Below are 23,231 nucleotides of genomic sequence, written 5' to 3' on the forward strand. Positions count from 1 at the left end.
AAAGGTGTGTTTTTATATTTTCGTTATTTTTATAAATCAACAAAAAATAAGGTTATTTTTTTAAATTCTTTTTTGGTAATTTTATTTTCTGTTTTATTTCTCAAATTAGCGATTATTTTTCAACTATATAAATCTAAATAAATATAAAAAGTATTAGATTTATATTTTCATATAAATTGCGATTGATTACTATTTATTTTTTGAAGTCAATTACATACTTTTATATAACTAATAATTATTCCATTGCAAATTACAAGAAGTAATAAAAAGACATAAATTAGTAATGTTCAATAAATTGGTAAATTTCATTTGTTTTGTAAAGAAAAAATAATGTATAAGGAAGTAAAAATAATTACTGCTAATAGTAAAATGATTTCAAAAAAATAAAAATAATATTTATTTTTTGTAGTTAATTTAGAACTTAATGTGTTTTCTAGCTTTGAATTTGAAATGTTTAAATTTTGGAATTTTTGATATAAGTTATCCAATAGTTACCTCCTCACTAATGTATTCATATTTATACGAAAAGTTATGTTTTGAACCTCAAATTAGAATGGTACTACTAATTCCAAATTGACCAATAAACATTAAGATACTAATAAATATTTTACTTGCAATATTATAATGAGCAGTTATACCCGATGATAATCCCGTAGTACCAAAAGCTGAAACTGTTTCAAATAAAACATGTATGTATGACATTTTTTTACTATCAATTGAACCATAATAATAATCCATACTTGACATTGTTATAAAACTTATTACAAGCACAATAAATAAACTAATTGAAAAGACTATTGCACTCATTCTTACTGTTTGATCTTCAATTTTTCTTTTAAATGATCTTACAGATGGTTTACCGATCATTTTAGAAATAATAGATAATATAAGAATAGCAAAAGTTGTAGTTCTAATTCCTCCACCCGTTGAAGCAGGAGCTGCTCCTATAAACATTAATATTATATTTGTCATAATGCTACCATGTGTCAAATCGGCCATATTTATTGTCGCAAAACCGGCACTACGAGTAGAAGCTGTTGTAAAAATTAAAGCTCAAATTTTATATCCTTTATTTCCATAATAACCATCTTGTTTTCAAAAATTAGTTAAACCTGTTCCTTTGTTAGAAGCTTCAAAACTAATTAAAAGGATAAATCCAACAATTGAAACAATTAAATATGTTAAAGCACTAATTTTAGATAAAAGAGCTCAATAATATTTACGTTTAGGATATTTCATTTTAAAACGTATAAAATTTAAAAAATCATGGATTACAGGATATCCAAGTCCGCCAACAATAAAAAGAAATAAAAAGATAATTTGTAAATCAATATTTTTATAATATGGTATCAATGAATTTTGACCAATAATATCAAAACCGGCATTATTTAATGCACTAATACAATGGAAAAAACCATATCTAAAACTTAGGGCTCAATTATTTTGTGGAGAAACATATTCACCTATTATTTTATTACTATCATTATAGACATTATTGGTATTTGTAACAGTTGGAAAACTATTTGCGCTAGGTGTTGCAAAAAAGAAATAGAAACTAAGCAATATGCTAAATACTAAAAATATTATTAATAAAAGCCCAATTGAATCAATAACCACTTTTTTTGTTTGTCTTGAATTTGTAGAGCCTCTTTCAAAATTAACTAGTTCCACTTCACTTAAACTACTTTTATTATTGAAAAATAATAAACTTATCAAAAATATTTTAAGCGCAAAAATACCTAAACCACCGCTAAAAATTAATATTGCTATTATGGTCTGACCAAACATATTTCATGTATCATATGTTGTTTTTGTCACTAAACCAGTATCACTAAAAGCTGAACATGTTGTGAAAAAAGCATCTCAAAAACTTATACTATTTCAATTAGAATATTTTGCACTATGAGTTATTGGACTATATAACAAGAATGTTCCAATAATAACTACCAGTAGATATATTAAGAATATAAATCTAACTTTTGTTATATTCTTTTTTCATTTTAAATAATTAAGAAAAAAATTTCTTAGTTTGCTATTTCTTCATAAATAGCCAATTTTTAAATTTTTCATAGCATAATTTTAATATAATATTTAAAAAATAATAATCATTTATAATTGTAAGTATTAATATAGTAAAGTGAGGAAAAATGAGAAAGAAAAATAATGAAGATATTTGTGTTATTGGTGCTAATCGTTTTGGTGGAGCAGTAATTGGACAATTAAGTAAAATGAATCGTTCTTTATTAATTATTGATAAAGATGAAGAAGTATTAAAAACATATACTGATATAGCACAAAAAATTGTGATTGCAGATGCTGCAGATATGCGAGCATTAAAAGCTTTAAATATTCAAGATATGGACACTGTAGTAGTTACAGTTCCTAATAATATTGAGATAGTAGCTGCCTTACTTGAATTAAAAGTTAAAAACATAATTGCTCGTGCCACATCACGTCGTCATGCTCGCGTTTTGGAACAAATTGGTGTTAACGTTATTGTTCGTCCTGAATATGAAGCTGGTGTTCGAACAGCATTAATAGCTGCAAATCCAAACTTTATTAAGTATTCAAAAAATTTACAAGAAATTGGGGATGATTTCGTTATGGGTACAACATTGATAACTAATCAAACCTTAGTAAATAAATCTATAAAGGATGTTAATTTTCATGAATATGGTATTTCTGTTGTTTTAATTAAAAGAGGTGTTGAAATAATTCTTCCAAACGGTTTAACAACTTTAAAATACAATGATTTATTAACCATTTTGGGTAAAGTTGAAGATGTAACACATGCTTTTGGAATATTAAACAAACAATAATTTGGGATTTTCTTCCACATTTTTTAAAAAAATAATAAAAAACAAAAAAGCGAATTTTAGTATTTTTTTTATAAAAATTTGCTTTTTTGTTTTTTTCTAATTTAATCTATTCAATAAATATGAAAATTAGTTATTTTTTTCATATTTTTTCTTACCTAATAATATATATTATTGTAAAATTGTGGTGAATAGTGGAGGAAAGTGGAAATGTATGGACAATATTCTAGAAATATAGATGCCAAAAATAGATTATCTTTACCTACCAAGTTGAGAGATCAATTAGGAAGTAAATTTTATCTTACAATTGGCATGGAAAATGTTGTAGAAATACGTTCGATTGCTGAATTTGAAAAACTTACTAGTGAATTAACTAGTCAAGGTTCATTTAATAGTGATGCTCGTAAGTTAAAACGCTATTGATTAGGTAGAAGTCAAGAAATAGAACTTGATAGTCAAAATCGTTTTATTTTGCCTAAACAATTCCTCGCAAAAGCCAATATTCAAAAAGAAGTTATATTTGTTGGTTTAGGCGACCTTGTTGAATTATGAGGAGCTGAAAAATACAATGAATATAATGAAAATATCAGCATTGAAGAAATATCGAGAGCTGCAGAAAATCTTATGAATAGGAACAAGAATTAATATGTTAGATAAACATTATTCTGTACTTTTAAACGAATCTATTGATGCACTAAAAATTAAAGAAGACGGTATATACGTTGATTTAACATTAGGCATGGGTGGTCATTCGAGTTTGATATTAAGCCAATTAACTAAAGGACAACTTATTGGTTTTGACAAAGACAATTTTGCGATAGAAAAGAGTCGTGAACGTTTAAGTAAAATTAATAGTAATTTTCATTTAATTCATTCTGATTTTGAAAATATAACAAATGAATTACAAAAAATGAAAATACTTAAAGTTGATGGCATAATAGCAGATCTTGGGATCTCTTCACCACAAGTTGATAACACAGAGCGTGGTTTCTCTTACAATAAAAACTCGCGTTTAGATATGCGTATGAATATGGATCAAGAACTTGATGCATATAAAGTGGTTAATGAATATAGTGAAAGTGATTTGATTAAAATTTTCATTGATAACGCTGAGGTAAAACTTGCAAAGCGAGTTGCGAAAGCCATCGTCGAAAATCGACCAATTACTTATACTATTGAATTAGCAGACGTTATAAGAAATAGTTTGCCAGCTAAACTTGTGAAATTAAAAAATCCTTGTAAAGCAATTTTTCAAGCTATTCGTATTGAGGTTAATCATGAACTAGATTCTTTACGCAATATGCTAAATCAAGCTATTAATTTATTAAAAATAAATGGTAGTTTGGCAATTATTACATTTCATTCGATTGAAGATAGAATTGTAAAACGTTTTTTTGGTAATTTAATAAAAAATAAAATGCCAGATAAAATGCCAATAAATGAAATTAAACAATATAGTGTAAAAACTATTAATCCATCTAGAAATGAATTAGAGGAAAATAGGCGTTCACGTAGTGCAAAGTTAAGAGTATTGACTAAACACTTTTAAAATCATTATTATGAAAGGGTAGTTATGAATAAGAAATATTTCGTTAATTTTCTATTAAAAAGAAATAAAATTAAAGTAAATATACTTGAAGATATTGAATCTCAATATGTTCCTATTTTTCATAAAACCTTTAATTATAAATATAATGATTTTGAACGTTTAAATAAAAGTCTTGAAGAACTTCAAATTTACATCAAAAAAGAACTTTTAAGTTCTAAGTTCAATAAAATCAAAAAAGAAGTATTTTATTCATTAATAGTAAATGATAGTTTATTTGATGATATCAATTTTGTAAGTTTAGATACAAATATAAAATTAAATAATAATATTGTTGATGAACATGCAAAAAATGAATTGTTTAAATTGTTAAAAAATAAAACATCAAGTTCAAATTATTTTGTTATTAATCAAGAAGTATATTTATATGAATTATTTTCAGCAAATAATTCGAAAAAGTATGAATCTTTTCCTTTAAATAAAAAAGGTGAAGAACTAAAAGCATATCAAGGAATATTTACATCTGTTAAAGATTCAAATCTTATTAAGATAATTGATTCTTTTGCATCATCAGGAGTAAATTTGAATCAAGTTTTACTTGAAAGTCAAACTTTATTGGCTAATGTTAAAAAAAGTGATAAATATTCATTGTTAGTAAATTTTGATTGAAATAACATCATAATAAATGGTTTTTTAAATGCAAAAAATTTTTATTATAAAAAAATAAAATTTGATGTCAGAAAGCTAACAAATTATTTTCAAAATAACTTAAATTTATCAAATCATGAAATAGATTTATATTGTCAATCAATAGTTAATAGCTGAGAATTTTGCAAAAGCAATAATTTAGATGCTGTTACAAAATCAATCTATACAGTTTTAAATCAAGTATTTTCGCAGGTTTGCGACGAGATACAAAAGATTATCAATGATGAATTAAATTTACCATTAGATATAATTATCTACGGTTCTAATTCACAATGTCTATTAACAAAAATGATAGATTTAAATCCAAATTTATCAATTGACATTTTTGATAATAAGGAATCACAAATTTTAAATATCGATGCTTCTTCACTAGGAGCAACATATATTATTGATAATTTCAGTAAAAAAGAAAGTTTAATTAATACATTAAATAACTTACCTGATATTACGAAAAAAGGAAACAAGGTTAACAAAATGATTAACTTTGTTGCAAGCAAATTTTCAAAATTTTTTACTAAAAATTCTTAATCGGAGGCAGATATGGAACATGAATCAAAAAGATTAAAGCTAAAAGTAATTGGTATTGGTGGTGCTGGAAATAATGCTATCAATTTATTACTAAATGAAAATTTATCAGATATTAGTTTATATATTGCAAACACCGATTCTCAAGATTTAGATAAAAGTATTTGTGAAAATAAAATTCTTTTAGGAAAAAATAATAACGGCATGGGTGCAGGGGGAAACCCTGAAATTGGTGCCAAATGTGCTAGTGAGAGCGAACAAGATATATACGAAAGTATTAAAGATGCTGACATTGTTATAATAGCAGCAGGATTAGGTGGAGGAACAGGAACTGGAGCGGCACCAGTTATTGCAAATATTGCTAAAAAAGCAAATAAATTAACACTTGCAATTGTTACAACACCATTCGCTATTGAAGGTGATATCCGTGCTAATGTGGCAAACGAAGGTTTTAAAAAATTAAAAACAGTTGTTGATTCTTATGTTCTTGTTTCTAATCAAAAAATATCAGATTCATATAATAAATTGCCAGTTTCTGAAATGTTTAAATTTTCAAATACTGTTTTAAAAAATATGATTAAGATAATTAAAGAAATTGTATTTGAAACTGGTGCTATTAATTTAGATTTTAATGATTTGAGAGAAGTTTTAGTAAACGGACAAGATACTATTATTGGTTTAGGTAGAGCTGTTGGTAAGGAACGCTATAAAAAAGCAGTTGAAAATGCCTTAGCTCCTCTTATGTTAGATGAAAATACAAGAAAATGTGAAAAAATTTTAATTCATATTATTTGTGATAAAAATACAAATTTTGATGAAATTGAACAAGCTAAAAAAATAATTGATGGAAAATTAAAAAATGAAGAAAACAAGGCTCAAACATTTTTTGGTTTAAGATATTCAGAAACAACAGAAAAAGAAGAATTGTTCCAAGTCAATATTATTGCAACAGGATTAAAAGATTGTTTATTAGATAATAACGATGATAATTCTTTCTCTAATATGTCAACAAATATCAATACTGTTAACACTTCTAAAAACAATAATGAAACAAATGAAAGTTCTAAAGATCAAATACCAAATTTTTTTAGTTAATAATAGTAACACTAAAAAGCTATATGCTATCTATTTATAGCATGTGGCTTTTTTTATATTTTTAAGATTAATATATAGTAAAATACTATAAAATAGTTATTTTGGAAAATATGGAGGCTTTACATGCATAGATTTTTTGTTGAAAATAAAATTAATCAAGATTATTTTGAATTGTCTAAGGAAAATTTAAAACATATTAAAGTAGCTCGTCTAGAAAATGAATTTTTTTTATGTAATTATTTAGGATGTTTTTATAAGTGTATTTTAGAAAATAATTTGGCTAAAATAATTGAAACAACCAATATTAATAATGAGGCTAAATATCAAATTATTTTAGCGTGTCCAATTATAAAAATTAAACGTTTTGAATGAATATTACAAAAAGCAACAGAATTAGGCGTTACCAAAATTATTCCAATTATTACTCGCTATACAGACAATAATATTGTTAAATATGATTTAAAGAAAAAATATAATAGATTTTTAGATATTATAAAAAATGCAGCACAACAAAGTTTTCGCAATATTATTCCAGAATTATTAAATCCAATGCAATTAGAAAAATTTTTGAGTTTTTACAAAGATTTAAAAAAATATATTGCATATGAAAATGAAACAGTAGATTCGCAAGTAAATTATATTGAATTATTGAATGATACAATTTTAATTGTTGGTCCTGAAGGTGGGTTTAGTGAAGAAGAAATTAAAATGTGTCAAAATTATGAAGCTCAGGTTGTTTCATTAGGAAAAAGAATTTTACGAGCTGAAACAGCTTGTTTATATATGTTGAGCAATTTAAAAGAAGCGTAACAAAAAATAATTAGTTATTTATGTAAAATGAGATATTATAAAGTTATAAAAAACTAAGGAGAAATATGAATAAAGAAATACTTAAAAATGATTTTTATGAAGCAGTTAACGATTCATGATTAAAAAAAGCAAAAATTCCTAATGACAAAAGTTCTGTAGGAGCATTTTTAGAAATTTTTTTAAAAAATGAAAAATTACTAAAAACTATGACAAAAGAATTAGTAGAAAAAAATGAAAATCAAAAATTAGAGAATAAAATTTTAATTAATTATGTTGAATTATATAAATTATTATCTGATTTTAAAACAAGAAATGAATTAAAAGGAACTATTTTAAAACAAGAATTACAAGCAATTATGAATTTAAATACTATTGATGATTTTATTGAAAATTATAATGAGTTTGTTTTGAAAGATTTTACAGTTCCGTTTAATTTTTCAGTTGGGCAAGATTTTAAAAACACTGAAGTTCAATTTTTAGAATTTTATGGACCAGAATTAATTTTGCCTGAGAAATCATATTATGATGATAAACACCCTTTAAAAGACGAGTTATTAAAAACTTTTAAAGAAATGTCAATTAAACTTTTATCACGTGGTTATTTTAGTAAAAAAGAAGCTAAAAAAATTGTTGAGCAAGCTTTAGAGTTTGATCAACAATTGGTTGAATTTTCTTTAAGTGCGCAACAAAAAAATGATTATGTGGGCTTATATAATCCAAAAATGATTAGTGATTTAAATGAATATAGTAAAAATATTGATTTCAAAAAACTTGCACAGGGATTAGTAAATAAAGAAGTAACAAAAATTAATGATATTTACCCTCATTTTAGCCAAAATATCGATAAATTAGTCAATGATAAAAACTTAAATATTATAAAATCATGAATGTATTTAATGACTCTTTTACATTATGCAATTTATACAGATGACAAATCAAGAGTAATAAGTGGTGAATATGAAAGAAAACAAAGCGGAATAGCAAAACCAATGAATAAAAATAAACATGCATTGCATGTAGCATATTCTTTATTTAAAATGCCAGTTGGATTATATTATGCTCAAAAATATTTTGGCAATGATGCTAAATTAGATGTTTTAAACAAAGTAAAAAATATGATTAATGTTTATGAAAATCGTTTAAAGAATAATAATTGATTGTCTGAAGCAACAAAAACAAAAGCTATTATTAAGTTGAAATCATTATCTGTTCACATCGGTTTTCCAAATCAAATAAGACCTTATTATAGCAAGATTGAAATTCAAAAAGATGAACAAGGTGGTAATTTAATAGAAAATATTATAAACATTGCCAAAATAAAAAATCAATTTATGTTTTCAACATATATGGAACCGGTTAATAAGGAATATTGAAGTATGAGTCCAATGGAAGTTAATGCTTACTATAATCCTTTATTAAATCAAATAGTTTTTCCTGCTGGAATATTAAATAAACCATTTTATTCAATGAGCCAGTCTTCATCTCAAAATTATGGTGGTATAGGAGCGGTTATTGCTCATGAAATTTCTCATGCTTTTGATAATAACGGCGCAAACTTTGATGAAAATGGAAATTTAAATTCTTGATGAACACCGGAAGATTATAAAAAATTTGAACAATTGGGTCAAGATATGGTTGAATTGTTTGACGGGGTTGATACTGAATTTGGTAAATGTAATGGACGTTTAACAGTTTCAGAAAATATTGCTGATGCAGGCGGTATTAGTTGTGCTTTAGAAGCTTCAATGAAAGAACCAAATCATAATTCTAAACAATTTTTTAAACATTGAGCAATTATTTGAAGATCAAAATATAAAGAAGGTAGAGCTAAAACATTATTGGCTACAGATCCACATGCACCAACTAAATTAAGAGCTAATCAACAAGTTAAAAATCTTGATGAATTCTATAAAGCTTTTAAAATTAAAAAAGGTGACAAAATGTATTTAGAACCTGAAAAAAGAGTAAAAATTTGATAATTAACTTCTCCTAATTAAGGAGATGTTTTTATTTTATAGATATGTTTCCATACTTTTTTGATAACTAAAAAAGACAAAACCCTGTATTACAATTATCAATTTATAATTTAAATATTGATATTTAACATATTTAGTTAAAAATATTATAAAAAGGAGTAAATGTGAATATAAAAGGTATTGGTGCAAGTAAAGGTATTGCAATTGCTAAAGTATTTAAAATTGAAGAATTACCAGTAGAAGTTACTAAAGAGGCAAAAAATGTTGAACATGAAATAGAATTATTTAATAATGCAGTAAAAGTTGTTTCTAATAAAATTCAAAAAACTATTGATATAGCAAAAAATGAAGATCAAAAAGCAATTTTTGAAGCTCATATGCAAATAGCGAATGACCCATTTGCAATTGAGTCAATTATAAATAAGATTAAAGACAACAATGAAAGTGCTGAATATGCAACAAAATCATTTTTTGAAGAGCAAGCAGCAATGTTTGCTTCTATTGATGATGAATATATGAAAGAAAGAGCTGCCGATGTAAAAGATATTATGAAAAAATATCTTTATGTTTTAAATGACATTGAAGAACCTGATTTAACTTCAATTAAAGAAGAAGTTGTTGTTGTAGCTTATGATTTAAGTCCAAGTCAAACTGTACAATTGGATAAAAAATATGTTAAAGGTTTTGCTACAAATATTGGTGGTCCAACAAGTCATACTGCAATTATGGCAAGAAGTTTAATGATTCCTTCTGTTGTAGGTACAAATAGTATTTTAGAAAAAACTAAAAATGGTGAAACTATTATTATTGATGGTATAAAAGGTGAAGTAATAATTGAACCAAATGCTGATGAAATAGAAAAATATAGAGAAGAATTGTTAAAATATGAAAAATATTTAGAAACCATTGCACAATTTAAAGGAAAACAATCAATTACTAAAGATAAACATCATGTTGAATTAGCGGCAAATATCGGTAGTCCAAAAGATGTTGATTCAGTTATTGAAAATGATGCCGAAGCAGTAGGTTTATTTAGATCAGAATTTCTTTACATGGATAATGATCACTGACCAACTGAGGAAGAACAATTTGCAGCATATAAAGAAGTTGTTGAAAGAATGAATAATAAGAGAGTTGTAATTAGAACCCTTGATATAGGTGGAGATAAAACTCTTAAATATTTTGAATTTCCACATGAATTAAATCCATTTTTAGGTTATCGTGCAATAAGATTTTGTTTAAAAAATCATGATATTTTTAAAACTCAATTAAGATCTTTAGTTAGAGCAAGCGCTTATGGAAAAGTTGCTATAATGTTTCCAATGATAACTAATGTACCAGAATTTTTAGATGCTAAGAAAATTTTTGATGAGGCCTATGATGAAGTTGTGAAAGCAGGACATAAAGTTGCAGATAAAAAAGATATAGAAGTCGGATTAATGATGGAAACACCTGCAGCAGCTGTTTTATCAGATCAATTTTGTAAATATGCTGATTTCGTTTCAATCGGAACTAATGATTTAATTCAATACTCAATGGCAGCGGATAGAATGAGTGAATCTATTTCTTATTTATATCAACCTCTTAATCCATCTATATTAAGATTAATTAAAATGGTTATCGATGGTGCTCATGTAAATGGAAAATGAGCTGGTATGTGTGGTGAAATGGCTGGAGATAGCAGAGCATTACCATTATTGCTTGGTCTTGGATTAGATGAATTTTCAATGGGAGCTGGTAACATTTTAGTTGCAAGAGAATTAGTGTCAAAACTAAATAAAAAGGAAATGGAAAATATTGCTAATCAAGCAATAAAATTAGATACTGAGGAAGAAGTAATTAATTTATTAAATCAAAAACTTCAATAAAAAGACAAATTTGTCTTTTTTATTTTTTTAATTTTAAATTTATTATAGAATTTTTTATATTTAATTAATTTCTACAATTAAAAATTAAGGATGAAAATGAAAAAAAATAGAATTTTGTTTTTACTTTCAAATTTGACGATAATACCATCATTTTTTGTTAGTTGTGTAAATGCTAAAAATAATGCTAAACATGAAGTAATACCAGCAACAAAAATTAACCCCAACACTATTATTCCAAACAAAAAAGTAATACCTGCTACAAAAATAAATGTTGATACCGTAATTAAAAATAAAAAAGTAATACCTGCTACAAAAATAAATAATAATGCAATAAAAAAGTTGAAATATTATAAATTGGTTAATCCTAAAACGTTTAGCGTTGATTCAAATCAACAATATGGCAACAATTTTAATTATGGTGATGTACCTTTAAGAGAAGTTAGAGATGAATTTATCACATCTGATGATATTGTTCAAATGATTGATTACATAGTTTGAAGTAAATTATCGGTTAACTATAATTTTGGTGATAGAAACATAGATACTAATATTGTTGCAAACGGTTATTCAAAATGATTAATAAATAATTGAAGAGATTATCCATTGTATAGTTTATCAGCTGGAGCATTAGATTTTACTTTAAAAAGTGGTAGTAATTTTGTGGGTATAATACATAATCCTGTTTATTCAAATGAATGAGAATATTCTAATGATTTACATAATTCATTTATTGAATTTATAACAAATGGCTTAATTAATCTAGATTCTTCAATGACTGATGTAGATAGAGCTTTTTTTCTATGACGTTATGTTGCGGAGTGATTTGATTATTCTTATGACTATTCAACTAAAACATTACCAAGAGCAGTCAATGATCATAAGGCAGTTTGTTCATTGTATTCAACAGCATATACTTTACTTTTGAATTTAGCTGGTGTTAAAGCTATTCCAATGTTAACTGGTAATGATGGCGGAGAGTCTGAATTGCATCAAGTAACTTGAGTTAATTTAGATTTAAATAATGATGGCAATTTTAAATGATATTTATCAGATGCAACATGAGGAAGAGTAAATGGTTCTAAATTAAATAGTAAATTTTTATCCTATTTAGATCCTACTATTATGAATTTATCTGAATTCTTAAAGCCTGTTTCGCTTGATCCAGATACTGCAAATATTAAAACCCAATATTTTAATAAACGTTTTTGGTGATTAAAATGAGATGATTTTTTCTTGGATAAATCAAAAATTGCTTATGGTAAGAATTTAGAAGAATTGATTAATAAAAAAATTATGACTACGAGATATTCTAGAGAAAGAGATAAACGAAGTAGATCTGTTTTTTATAATGGTTATTGATACACTTTAGTTAAAACAAAAAACCAAAGAAAAACTATATATAAATTAATGAAACAAAAAATTAATGAATATGATGGTGAAGAGGTTGATTTAAAACAATTAATTGGTGAAGAAAATTATAATGGAATAGAATCATCATTTAAAGATTTTTATCCTCATTTATTTTCATACAAAAATAACTTAATATTTTTAAAAAATGATTATAGATTTGCAAATAAAACTTTTTTTATTTATAATATGAAGACTAATAAAAGTATAAATATTGCAATTCCTTCAGATGGAATTGATAATGAAATGAATACATATTATGTTTTTAATAATCAAATATATTATCAATTGAAAAATTCGGAATTAAAGGTTTTAAATTTAACTGAAGAACAAAGGGAATTTATTTTTGGCGAAAATAATTACGACATAAGTGATTTGGAAAATCAATTATTAATTAGTAAAACAATTTTATCTTCAATTTTAATTGGCCACGAATTTGGAAATATCACAAGTGAAGAGAAACTATTAATTGATAAAAAGATAGCTGAGTTTGAGAATTTTATAAAAAATAACACTTCTTTGACTCATAAACAAATATTAAATAAAATTAATGAAATTAAAGAGTTTGAAATTAACATTTATGATTTAGTTAACAAAAAACCTTCATCTACAATTGCAAATAAAACAATGGATGATATTTATTTTGTCAATTCAGAAAATATTGAAAAATATGGTTTTAATTTCGATGGTTTTTTAGCGATGAAAAAATTATCAAGTACCACTAATCTCGGTTTAGGATTAAGATATAACGTTTACTATGGTAAAACAAAAAATTCAGTTACAAATTTGATTTTGAACAATGTAACTAAGTCAAATTTGTTTATTAAAGATAAGAATTTATTAAAAAATGGTTTCTATTATATCGAAGCATTTTTACCTTCAAAATCTAGCGAGATATATCAAAGTAAAATATTTGAAGTTAAATATTCAAACAATAATTTTGAAAGTCCTTATGTAAATTCATTGTTATATAAATTTTATAATTCTAATTTTAATTCATTAAATGATAATGTTGTTTTATCAACAACTATTAATAATTGAAACAGTGATTTATTTAATGTAAATGCTAAATTAATATATTACAATCCTTTTACAAAAATAAAAACAGTCTTAAAAGAAATTAACAATATTAAAAGTTATTATAAATTAAATTACAATATTGGTCAAATTAATAACTCTAATACAGGCTTATATTATGTTGAATTAGATGTAAATAAAACAAATATAGATTTATCTTATAAAGTCTATTCAACATTTTATTGAGCGTTTACTAAAGATAATAATTCGGATAATTTTAGTGAGTGGAGTGAAGCAATTAAATTTATTAATCAAAATTAAATAAAAAGCAAGAAAACAAAAGGTAAATTTCTTTGTTTTCTTGCTTTTTATAGTAGAATAAAAAAGAATTTATTAAATAAATTCAATTTGATCAAATTTAATTTAAAAAACACTATTATGGATTCACTTGGGTGTGCCTTGAGAAAAGGTGCTAGGTGTTAGAAATAATAGGAAGTATAAAACAAACTAAAGGAAACAAAACATGTCAGATAAAAATATTAAAAACACAAATGAAGTTGCAAACAATAGCAACGATAAACAAGAAAAAAACCAAGATAAAGAAGCTAAAAAATTAATAGTTTCAAAAGATAAATTATTAGAAGCTGGTACTTATTTTGGTCACAAGAAAAGTCAATGAAATCCTAAAATGAAGGAATTTTTATTTCCTCAAACTAAAAGAGGAATTCATATTATTAATTCAAACGTAACATTACAACGTTTAGATTTTGCATACAATTTACTATTAAAATATGTATCAAAAAATCCTCGTACTTCATTTATTTTTGTAGGTACTAAAAAGCAAGCTAAAGAAACAATTAAGGAAAATGCTTTAAGAACAAATAGTTTTTATGTTGCAGATCGTTGATTAGGCGGAACATTAACTAACTCACAAACTATTTTTAAAAGAGTTAAATATATGGAAGAACTTGAAGCTTTAGCTGCTAAGGGTTTTCAAGGTAGAACTAAAAAAGAAGGTTTATTACTTCAAAAAGAATTAGATAAATTACACAAAAACCTTAATGGTATTCGTAAAATGCAAGGACTACCTAATTTTATGATTATTGCAGATCCAAATGAAGATGAAATTGCAGTTAAAGAAGCACGTAAAAAAGGTGTTAAAATAATTGGTATCTTAGATTCAAACACAAATCCAGATTTAGTTGATTTTGGTATTCCTGCAAATGATGATTCAGCTAAAAGTATTACATTAATAATGACAGTGTTAGCTGATGCTATAGCTGTTGCAAGAGGTGGAAAAGCATTATTTGCTTATCAACCAGATGAAAATATTGAATTTCCAAAATTTGAAGTAGAGCAAAATAATAAAAAACCAATTTACAATAGAAAACCTTTTCAAAAAAATAGTGATTTTAAAAAAGTAGACTCTTCTGAAAAAAATGAAAATAGTAAAGAAGAAAAAGGAGAATAATATGGCTGTAGATAAAATGTCATTAATCAAAGAACTTCGTGAACGTACAGGCGGAGGAATGGTTGATTGTAAAAAAGCACTTGAAGAAAGTGAATGAGATATTGAAAAAGCAATTATTCAACTTAAAAGCAGTGGAAAAATAAAAGCTGCTAAAAAAGCTGGAAGAGTATCTGCAGAAGGTCTTGTTGCAATAGCTAAAAACAACAGTAAAGCTGTTATTGTTGAAGTTAATTGTGAAACAGACTTTGTTGCTAAAAACGAAAAATTTAAAGAAGCAGTTGAAAAAATAGCTAATGCAATTTTAACTTCAAATGCAACTTCAATTGAGGAAGCATTAACTGTTAAAGTAGAAAACGAAACAATTGGCGAATATTGTGAAAATCTAACCGCAACAATTGGTGAAAAAATTTCATTCCGCCGTTTTAATAAAGTAGAAGCAACAGAAGGTCAAACATTAGGAGCATTTGTTCACATTAATGGTAAAATTGCTGCTATTACTAGAGTTGAAGGTTCAAAAGAGGAACCAGCAAGAAACGTTGCAATGCATGCAGCAGCTATGAAACCAGAATTTATTTTTGAGAACGAAGTTCCTCAAGAAAGAATTGAAATATTTAAAAAAGAATTTGTTGTTCCTGCTAATTTTGATAAAAAACCTGCAAATATTCAAGAAATGATTATTAAGGGTTCATTAGACAAAAAAATTGCTGAAGTTGTTTTAGTTAAACAATCATTTATGATGGATGACAGTGTTTCAATTGAAAAATATTTAGCAAACAATGGTGAAACATTATTAGAAGCTATTCGTTATGGTGTTGGTGATGGAATTGAAAAAGTTGAAACAGACTTTGCAGAAGAAGTTGCAGCACAAATGAAACAATAATTATTTCTAATCTAAGCGCTTTTGCGCTTTTTTCTTTTTCTTTATAAAAAGTAAAAACAAATTATTCATTGTGTATTTTAAGTTAAAAGTTATTTTTTATAAGTGATAAGAGCAAAAAAACTACTTTTTAATAGTTATCAACAATTTGTTTTTTATTAAAAAAATGCAAATGAGGATTTTCAACTTTTTTAAAATAAATGTATGACAAATTTACAAAATACAAATACAATAACAGCTTTGCCTGTTTTAAAACCAATTATTTTAACACCAAATTTCGTCCAAAAAATTAAAGGAGAATGTATAAAATCGGACGTGATGATGTTAATTGCTGAAGATGAGGAATATGTTTTCTTTGTTTCTTGTTTAAAAGAATTTGATGAGAAATGTTCTAATTCCGATGTTATTAAAATAAATACAACTGAGGGGGTTAGTGAAAAAGGTGATACAGAAAATATTACTATTGCAAAAGCTATAGATCTTTCAATAATTTATAAGATGGATTATTTTGAATTGAAGAAAAAGTTGCAAAATGAAAACAATGAAGTTGAAAAATTGCCCTATTTAGGTATTAAAAACCAATTAGAGGTTGTTAACAAAATAACTGAAAAATTAAGCAGCACTGACGATTTACCAAAATTAGTCATTATTAAAAAATCGAAACAGAAAAATAAGAATAAAAAATAAAAAATATTGGAATTCATCATTAAAAAATTCCAATATTTTTTTATATCTCTTTATTTTTTAATTTAGGTATTATACTAAAACAAATAGCTTCTGGACCTGTATGAATTGCAATTGTTGATGTATTTAGAGTTTGAGAATCAAATTTAACACCATGTTTCTCGCACAAATCAATTACTTGCTTTGTAAATTCTTTGTCAATACCATAAATAAAATCGACATTATAATATTTATTTAAATCCTTTATTTCTACATTAGCAAATTCGGCTGTTTTGGTTAGCATTTGGTTAATAGCGCTTTTAACACCTCTTGCAATTCCTCCCGTACTACCTGAACCATTATAGAATTTAATATATGGTTTTAATTTTAGTTTTGCTACAGTTTTTAATAAAACTTTTTTAAAACTAGAAATCCTTCCGCCATTTATTACGTAATTAATATTTAAAGGAAGGACAAATAAAATAGATTTATTTTTAATTTCTACTAATTTTTCTATAACAACATTTATATCTTGATATTTTTCATATATTCTTCTTGCATAATCTACAACATAATTATATTGATTTCCAACTCAACCATTATCAAACACATGAAAGTTAGAAAATTCTCTTTTAAATGTTTGCGCTGTTGAACTAGATGAAGATAAATTTTGACCAATTGGGAGGTATAAAACATCATCGTATTCTTTAGTCATTTTTGAAATAACTTCCTCCATTGTTGAATATCTAGCTAATGAAGTCTTAACGTCTTTTGATTTATCAATTTTATGTAGTAATTCCTCTTTTTCTAAATCAATACCATCTTCATATTCTACTTCATCTAAAATACATCTAAACGGAAAATATCCAAAACCCTTTTTGTCTAATTCTGTTTTTTGCTCACTAATAAATGAATCAAAAATAAAACCTATTTTTTTCATTCTTTGTCCTCCTTTTAATTATTCTAATAATTATACTCAATGTTTAGTTTTTTAATAAAGTAATCATCTAATTTTTCATCTAACCCTTCATAGATAACTAAGGAATTTTTGATATTTTTAATTATTTTTATTAAATTAAATAATTTTAAATAAGTATAAGAGTCATATTGAAATTTACTTGAAATGTTTTTACCGATTATAAACGTATTAATTTTGTTATTACTAATATAATTAATTAATTTTTCATCTATTTTTTCAATGTAAAAACCTATTTTAATGCTTTTGTCAATAATGTTGTCGAGTGCATCATCAATATTATGATAGTCAAAATCTATTTCATTTACATTTACCATTAAAATAGTGTTTTTTCGGGTGTAATTTTGTATATTATTATACAAGTCGTATTCATTCGAAATTAAAATAATTTGTTCTTTTGTTCCACAACTCTCGATTAAGAAATTATTTCATTTTTTTGTATAAATTAACTTATATCAAGGAATATTTTTAAAAAAATTAAAATCTTCATCAGTTAAACCCGATATTATATTTTTTAAAATTTTTATATTTGAAGGTTTATTTTTTTTAAACAAATTAATGTCAATAGTTTCTTTTATAAATTTTTGAAAATTATTTTTATTTTCATAATCATTAACTTTAATTAAATATTTTTCAAAATTTTCTAGGTGAACATTATTGTCTAAAAATCAAGTGGAATATAATGCTGAATCTTTATTGTTTTCTAAATTGTGAATTAAATATTTACATTTATCATTGTATTCTTGAATAAATTTCTTTTTTTCAAAACCTTTAGAAGTTAAAATAGAATATTTATTGAAAAATGGATTAATGATATTGTTTTTACAGATATATTCCATAATATCTAATGAATGTTTAATATATTTTTTTAATCTGTTCTGTGATTTTACGATTATTAAAATATTTAAAATTCCATTTTTTACATATAAAAAACCTTTATATTTTTGAATATCAAGAATTTTTGTAATTTTTTTTAAATCACTTTCTGTAATTTTATCAACATAAAATAAAGAATTAATTGATAATGCATAACCCAAAAAAAATTTGCCCTTGGTCTTTTTAACAATTTCGTTTTCAGATTTAATAGTTTTAAATCTATGAATTCTATTAGTTTTGTTTTTAAATTTTCAATGTATCACACAAACATAGTTATTTGGTTGTTCGTCCAATAAATAAAATTTTAATTTTAGATTAACATCTTTGAAATTTATAAATTTATTTTTAAAAATTCGTTGTAATGAATTAGTTTTAATACCTTTATCACTCATTTTACAAATAATTTCAGCATTGTTTTTTTTATCATCTAAAAATTTTATTATTTCTTTTTGAGAATTTTTATCAAAGTATGAAAGAAAATCATTAAAATCAACATAATCATTTATTTTAATACCTTCTCTAAGTGAATCAAAATTTAGACTTCCGCTCATTTTTTTATTGCTTAATCTAACAACAATTTTTTGGTTATAATCAATTTTAAAAATAGCTAAACCATTTGTGCTAAATGCTCTAATGGTATACATCCTTTTAAATATATATGATAAGTAGAAAATAAGAGATAAACTAAAAATTGATAAAAGTATTATTAAAATAATTGTGTATATATTCATTAGTTGATTCCTTTATCTTTTAATAGTCTTATTGAATCATGGTTTTTAGCAAGAGTTCTAATTTGTGGAGAATTTACAAATCTAACATCTATGGTATCATCATTAACTTGTAATACTGTACCTTCACCGAAATAGGTATGACTTATTACATCTCCTACTAAAATGTTTTTATTTATAGCTCTTAATTTTTTTTCATCTGTAATTTCAGAATAATCAATATTTATTGTCTCTTCTTTGATTATATAATTTTTTAAATCAATTCCCATTTCGCTAATAAAACGAGATGGATTTTTTTTATGATTAGTTCCAATTAAAAATCCTCTACTATCACTAATGAATAGTCTATCTCTTGCTCTTGTTAAAGCAACATATGCTAACCGTCTTTCTTCTTCTAATGCTTCTTCATTATCAGATTTTAATGCATGTGTGTTTGGAAAAATGTAATCACTCATGCCTACTAAAAAAATGTTATCAAATTCTAACCCTTTGGCTGAATGAACAGTCATTAGCGTAACATAATTTGTTGCATTATCGTATTCATCTCCTGCTGAAAGTAGCGAAACAGCTTCTAGATATTCTTTAATTCCCTTATCTTTATTATTTTTTTCTCAGTTCTCTATCGAACGTAATAATTCATAAATATTGTCACTGCCCGTGCCACGTAATGTTACATCATCTTCTATATATTTAAAATATTTAACTTCTTCTAAGAATTTTTCTAATACTAAGGCTATAGAATTTGTATCTAAAGCTTTTCTATATTTTAAGAATAAATTAAATAATGAAACTAATTTTTTCTTAGTTTCAATTGGAATTGGAATAGTTTTAATATGTTTAAGAATAGCATTATGTAAAGTCATAGATTTTTCTTTAGCAAATGCATTCAATTTGTCAAGTGTTTTTTCGCCTATTTTTCGTGTTGGGATATTAATAATTCTATTTAATGATATATCAGAACCATCATAGATAACTCTTAAAAAAGATAAAGCATCTTTAACTTCGCGACGTTGAAAGAATTTTTGTCCATTAAAAATTTTATGATTAATGTTTTCTTTAATCAATTCTTCTTCAAATGGACGTGAATAATAATTTGAACGATAAAATATTGCAATATTTTTCAATTGTATTTTTTTCTTTTTTAATTCATTAATTTTTTGAACAACTCATCTTGCTTCAGCTTCAGCACTAAAAGCATGAGTGAATTCAATTTCTTCTCCAACATCGTTTAAAGTAACTAAGTCCTTACTAAAACGTTTTTTATTGTATTTAATTAGTTTATTAGCAGCATCTAAGATGGTTTGTGATGAACGGTAATTTGTTTTTAAAATTACAGTCTTGCAATTTTTAAAATCTTTAGCAAAGTTTAATATTAAATTAACATCTGCTCCTCTTCAACTATAAATTGTTTGGTCGGGATCTCCAACAATTGTTAGCTGCGCATTATTTGAGGTCAAATATTTAACAATTTCATATTGCATTTTTGATGTGTCTTGAAATTCATCAACTAAAATAAATGAATATTTAGAACTTCAAATCTTAACAACTTCAGGAAAATTATCAAACAATTCTTTTACTTTAATAATAAGATCGTCAAAATCTAATGTTTTATGATTAATTAAATATTTGTTATATTCTTCATATATTAATCCAATACGTTCATTGGGTATTTTACCTTCAGGGTCATTTTTATCTAATTCTTTTATTAATTCATTTTTATCTAAATTATTGTTTTTAGCAGAAGAAATAATTTTAATTAAATTTTTATATGACATTTCTTGTGAAACAATGCCATAGTGTTTATAAATATTTTTTAAGATAGTTTTTTTATCTGTTTCGTCAATAATTTGGAAATCATTGCTTAAATTTAAGTGCAGAGCCTCTTTACGTAAAATTTTGGCACACAAAGAGTGAAAAGTACATATTTCTATATTATCTGTTTCATCTCCGGTATATTGACGTACACGCTCACTCATTTCGTTAGCTGCTTTATTGGTAAAGGTAACAGCTAAAATACGATTAGAAGGTATTCCTAATTCGCTAACTAAATAGGCAACTTTCCGAGTTAAAACACGTGTTTTACCACTACCAGCACCAGCAATAATACGCAATGGTCCATCAAAATACAATAGCGCTTCTTTTTGATCAGCATTAAGTTCTAATAATATTTGTTGTACTTTATTCATAATTCTCCTTTTGTTTATTTTAACTATCTATAAATTCATATTTATTGTTATTGTGACGAAATGGCATTAATTTTTGTTTATTTATAATTTTTTTAATTTCAAAGTGTTTAAGATAAACAATTCTACTATCAGAAATAAAATCGAATAATGATCTATTATCTTTTCGAACTATTAACATTCCATAATGAATTGCTATTAATAGAAATCAAATACTTGATAATGTGTAAATTAATCTATTTGTCATTATTAATTTAAAATTCTTACTTGAACGAATATTATTTGTTATTTGTTTAAATTCATCTATATCTTTTGGTCATATTAATATAATTAAAATTATTATTATAAAAATGTAATAAAAACAAGTAATAATACTTTTTTTGAGTATTGTTTTGTAAAAATTATTTTTATTTTTTATGTCATAAAGAAGTTGTGTCTGTAAAACAATCATACCAATTGTTCTTCCTTGAAAAACCAACGGTATTAATAAAAATAAAACTAAACAAATAGTTATACTTATTAAATTAAAAGTTATAAATTCCTTATAATGATTGTTAGCGTTTTTAACAAACAAAAACCAATAATTAATAGTAATTAAGATTAAAAATAAACTAAAATCAATTAAATTCAATAAAAAACGATATCAAAAAGATATATTTTTATGTATAAATTTGTTATAAATCATTAATAATGTCTTTTCATTCCGATTTAGGCGGTAAATATATTAATTTTTTAGTTTCTTGATTATCTTTGTGAATGTAAATATTTGTATTAAAAAATAATTGCTCTTCGTTATGCGCTTTTTCTAAATATTTATATAAATCATTAATAAATTTTTCTGTTCTTTTTTCATTGTAATTAATACGATCCTTTATTACGCCGAAACCACCTAAAATTCTAAATTTTCAGGAATCTAATAGGCTTGTTAAAAATATTTGTAAGAAATAAATTCGTGCATAATCTAACTCTTGATTTAGTTTAATATTATTTACATTTAGAAAGTTTTCAATAATTTTAAACTCTCCAATAAAATTAATTGGATTTAATCATGTTGTTGATGATATAAACTCTCTAACGATTCTTCTGTCATCATAAACATATGTTTGAGCGTTGATTAATAAAAAATATGTTAATTCTAAACAAAATTTGGTGTCAGTTGTTTCTTTAGGTTTGTGTTTTATAAATTGTGAAATTAATGATTTTTTAAATATTTTATTAAAAATAAATGGGAAACTATAAGCGATAAACTCTGGATTTTTATCTTTTTTATATAATTTCATAGACTCTAATCTAGCATGAGGTTTTCATCTAAAAGTACCTACAAGACGAGGTTTAAATTCAAATACATCAGGTTTATGTTCGTCAAGATTTTTAATTAATTCTTGAACAAAATATGGTCTGAGTGTATTATTAGAAAACATTATATGTACATAAGAAGCTTTAACCATATGAAAAGCACAAACAATATCGCTTTGAGTACTTTTACGTTTATCATTTATTATAAATTTTAATCTTGAGCCAAAGAATTGAAGATTTTTTTCAAGAATAGAATACATTTTTTTAGATGCTGATGATAAAACCAAAATTACTTCAAAATCTTGATTATTTTGAATTTTTAATCCTTCTAGCAAATTAGATAAATTTTTTGAAGAATTTATTGAAGGTGAAATAATTGAAATTTTCATATCT

General features: G+C 24.5%; 19 protein-coding genes. 12 read left to right on the forward strand and 7 right to left on the reverse strand.

Annotation, left to right across the window (positions count from 1 at the left end; all coding sequences use genetic code 4):
• Positions 1–29: 29 nt before the first annotated feature.
• Together T388_RS0101740 and T388_RS0101745 are read right to left on the reverse strand one after the other, a co-directional pair.
• The gene (locus T388_RS0101740; RefSeq protein ID WP_027120611.1) at positions 30–488 is read right to left on the reverse strand and encodes an MAG0130/MAG3770 family membrane protein; all 459 of its coding nucleotides are present in this window, start codon (positions 486–488) and stop codon (positions 30–32) included.
• Positions 481–2,070 carry a TrkH family potassium uptake protein gene (locus T388_RS0101745; RefSeq protein ID WP_027120612.1) on the reverse strand — a complete coding sequence of 530 codons (1,590 nt, stop codon included), beginning with the start codon at positions 2,068–2,070 and terminating at the stop codon, positions 481–483. Before T388_RS0101745 ends, T388_RS0101740 begins: the two co-directional genes overlap by 8 nt.
• A gap of 77 nt (positions 2,071–2,147) precedes the next feature.
• Between T388_RS0101745 and T388_RS0101750 the strand changes: the two genes are divergently transcribed.
• From T388_RS0101750 to T388_RS0101805, 12 genes are all read left to right on the forward strand, one after another.
• Positions 2,148–2,819, forward strand: a complete 672-nt coding sequence (locus T388_RS0101750; RefSeq protein ID WP_027120613.1) for a potassium channel family protein — start codon at positions 2,148–2,150, stop codon at positions 2,817–2,819.
• Positions 2,820–3,026: 207 nt separating this feature from the next.
• On the forward strand, positions 3,027–3,461 hold the full coding sequence (mraZ, locus tag T388_RS0101755; protein ID WP_027120614.1) for a division/cell wall cluster transcriptional repressor MraZ: 435 nt from the start codon (positions 3,027–3,029) through the stop codon (positions 3,459–3,461).
• 1 nt (position 3,462) lies between these two features.
• Positions 3,463–4,365, forward strand: coding sequence for a 16S rRNA (cytosine(1402)-N(4))-methyltransferase RsmH (gene rsmH, locus T388_RS0101760; protein ID WP_027120615.1), 903 nt, complete (start codon positions 3,463–3,465; stop codon positions 4,363–4,365).
• A 24-nt stretch (positions 4,366–4,389) separates the two neighbouring features.
• Complete coding sequence (locus T388_RS0101765) at positions 4,390–5,598, forward strand: MAG3720 family protein (RefSeq protein WP_027120616.1); 1,209 nt, start codon at positions 4,390–4,392, stop codon at positions 5,596–5,598.
• Positions 5,599–5,610: 12 nt separating this feature from the next.
• Positions 5,611–6,690, forward strand: a complete 1,080-nt coding sequence (locus T388_RS0101770) for a cell division protein FtsZ (RefSeq protein WP_027120617.1) — start codon at positions 5,611–5,613, stop codon at positions 6,688–6,690.
• A 123-nt stretch (positions 6,691–6,813) separates the two neighbouring features.
• Positions 6,814–7,500, forward strand: coding sequence for a 16S rRNA (uracil(1498)-N(3))-methyltransferase (locus T388_RS0101775; protein WP_027120618.1), 687 nt, complete (start codon positions 6,814–6,816; stop codon positions 7,498–7,500).
• Between the two features lie 65 nt (positions 7,501–7,565).
• Entirely contained in the window at positions 7,566–9,479 is a 1,914-nt protein-coding gene (locus T388_RS0101780; protein WP_027120619.1) for a M13-type metalloendopeptidase, read from the forward strand.
• A gap of 161 nt (positions 9,480–9,640) precedes the next feature.
• A complete protein-coding gene (gene ptsP, locus T388_RS0101785) occupies positions 9,641–11,344 on the forward strand; it encodes a phosphoenolpyruvate--protein phosphotransferase (protein ID WP_027120620.1) in 1,704 nt (567 codons plus the stop codon).
• 96 nt (positions 11,345–11,440) lie between these two features.
• Positions 11,441–14,089, forward strand: a complete 2,649-nt coding sequence (locus T388_RS0101790) for a transglutaminase domain-containing protein (protein ID WP_027120621.1) — start codon at positions 11,441–11,443, stop codon at positions 14,087–14,089.
• Positions 14,090–14,291: 202 nt separating this feature from the next.
• Complete coding sequence (gene rpsB, locus T388_RS0101795; RefSeq protein WP_027120622.1) at positions 14,292–15,239, forward strand: 30S ribosomal protein S2; 948 nt, start codon at positions 14,292–14,294, stop codon at positions 15,237–15,239.
• Between the two features lies 1 nt (position 15,240).
• A complete protein-coding gene (gene tsf / locus T388_RS0101800; RefSeq protein WP_027120623.1) occupies positions 15,241–16,119 on the forward strand; it encodes a translation elongation factor Ts in 879 nt (292 codons plus the stop codon).
• Between the two features lie 201 nt (positions 16,120–16,320).
• On the forward strand, positions 16,321–16,803 hold the full coding sequence (locus T388_RS0101805) for a hypothetical protein (protein ID WP_027120624.1): 483 nt from the start codon (positions 16,321–16,323) through the stop codon (positions 16,801–16,803).
• Between the two features lie 40 nt (positions 16,804–16,843).
• Here the strand turns inward: T388_RS0101805 and T388_RS0101810 are convergent, their stop codons facing one another.
• From T388_RS0101810 to T388_RS0101830, 5 genes are read right to left on the reverse strand one after another with little or no spacing between them, the layout of a single operon-like run.
• Positions 16,844–17,719, reverse strand: a complete 876-nt coding sequence (locus tag T388_RS0101810; protein WP_027120625.1) for a DegV family protein — start codon at positions 17,717–17,719, stop codon at positions 16,844–16,846.
• Between the two features lie 23 nt (positions 17,720–17,742).
• Entirely contained in the window at positions 17,743–19,362 is a 1,620-nt protein-coding gene (locus tag T388_RS0101815) for an MHO_4530 family protein (protein WP_027120626.1), read from the reverse strand.
• Complete coding sequence (locus T388_RS0101820) at positions 19,362–21,545, reverse strand: ATP-dependent helicase (RefSeq protein WP_027120627.1); 2,184 nt, start codon at positions 21,543–21,545, stop codon at positions 19,362–19,364. The genes T388_RS0101815 and T388_RS0101820 overlap by 1 nt, the downstream gene beginning before the upstream one ends.
• 19 nt (positions 21,546–21,564) lie before the next feature.
• Entirely contained in the window at positions 21,565–22,227 is a 663-nt protein-coding gene (locus T388_RS0101825; protein ID WP_027120628.1) for an RDD family protein, read from the reverse strand.
• The gene (locus tag T388_RS0101830) at positions 22,217–23,227 is read right to left on the reverse strand and encodes a glycosyltransferase (RefSeq protein WP_027120629.1); all 1,011 of its coding nucleotides are present in this window, start codon (positions 23,225–23,227) and stop codon (positions 22,217–22,219) included. Before T388_RS0101830 ends, T388_RS0101825 begins: the two co-directional genes overlap by 11 nt.
• Between the last annotated feature and the right edge of the window lie 4 nt (positions 23,228–23,231).

The sequence above is a fragment of the Mycoplasmopsis lipofaciens ATCC 35015 genome (assembly GCF_000686585.1).
GTDB classification, from domain to species: Bacteria; Bacillota_I; Bacilli_A; order Mycoplasmatales; family Metamycoplasmataceae; genus Mycoplasmopsis; species Mycoplasmopsis lipofaciens.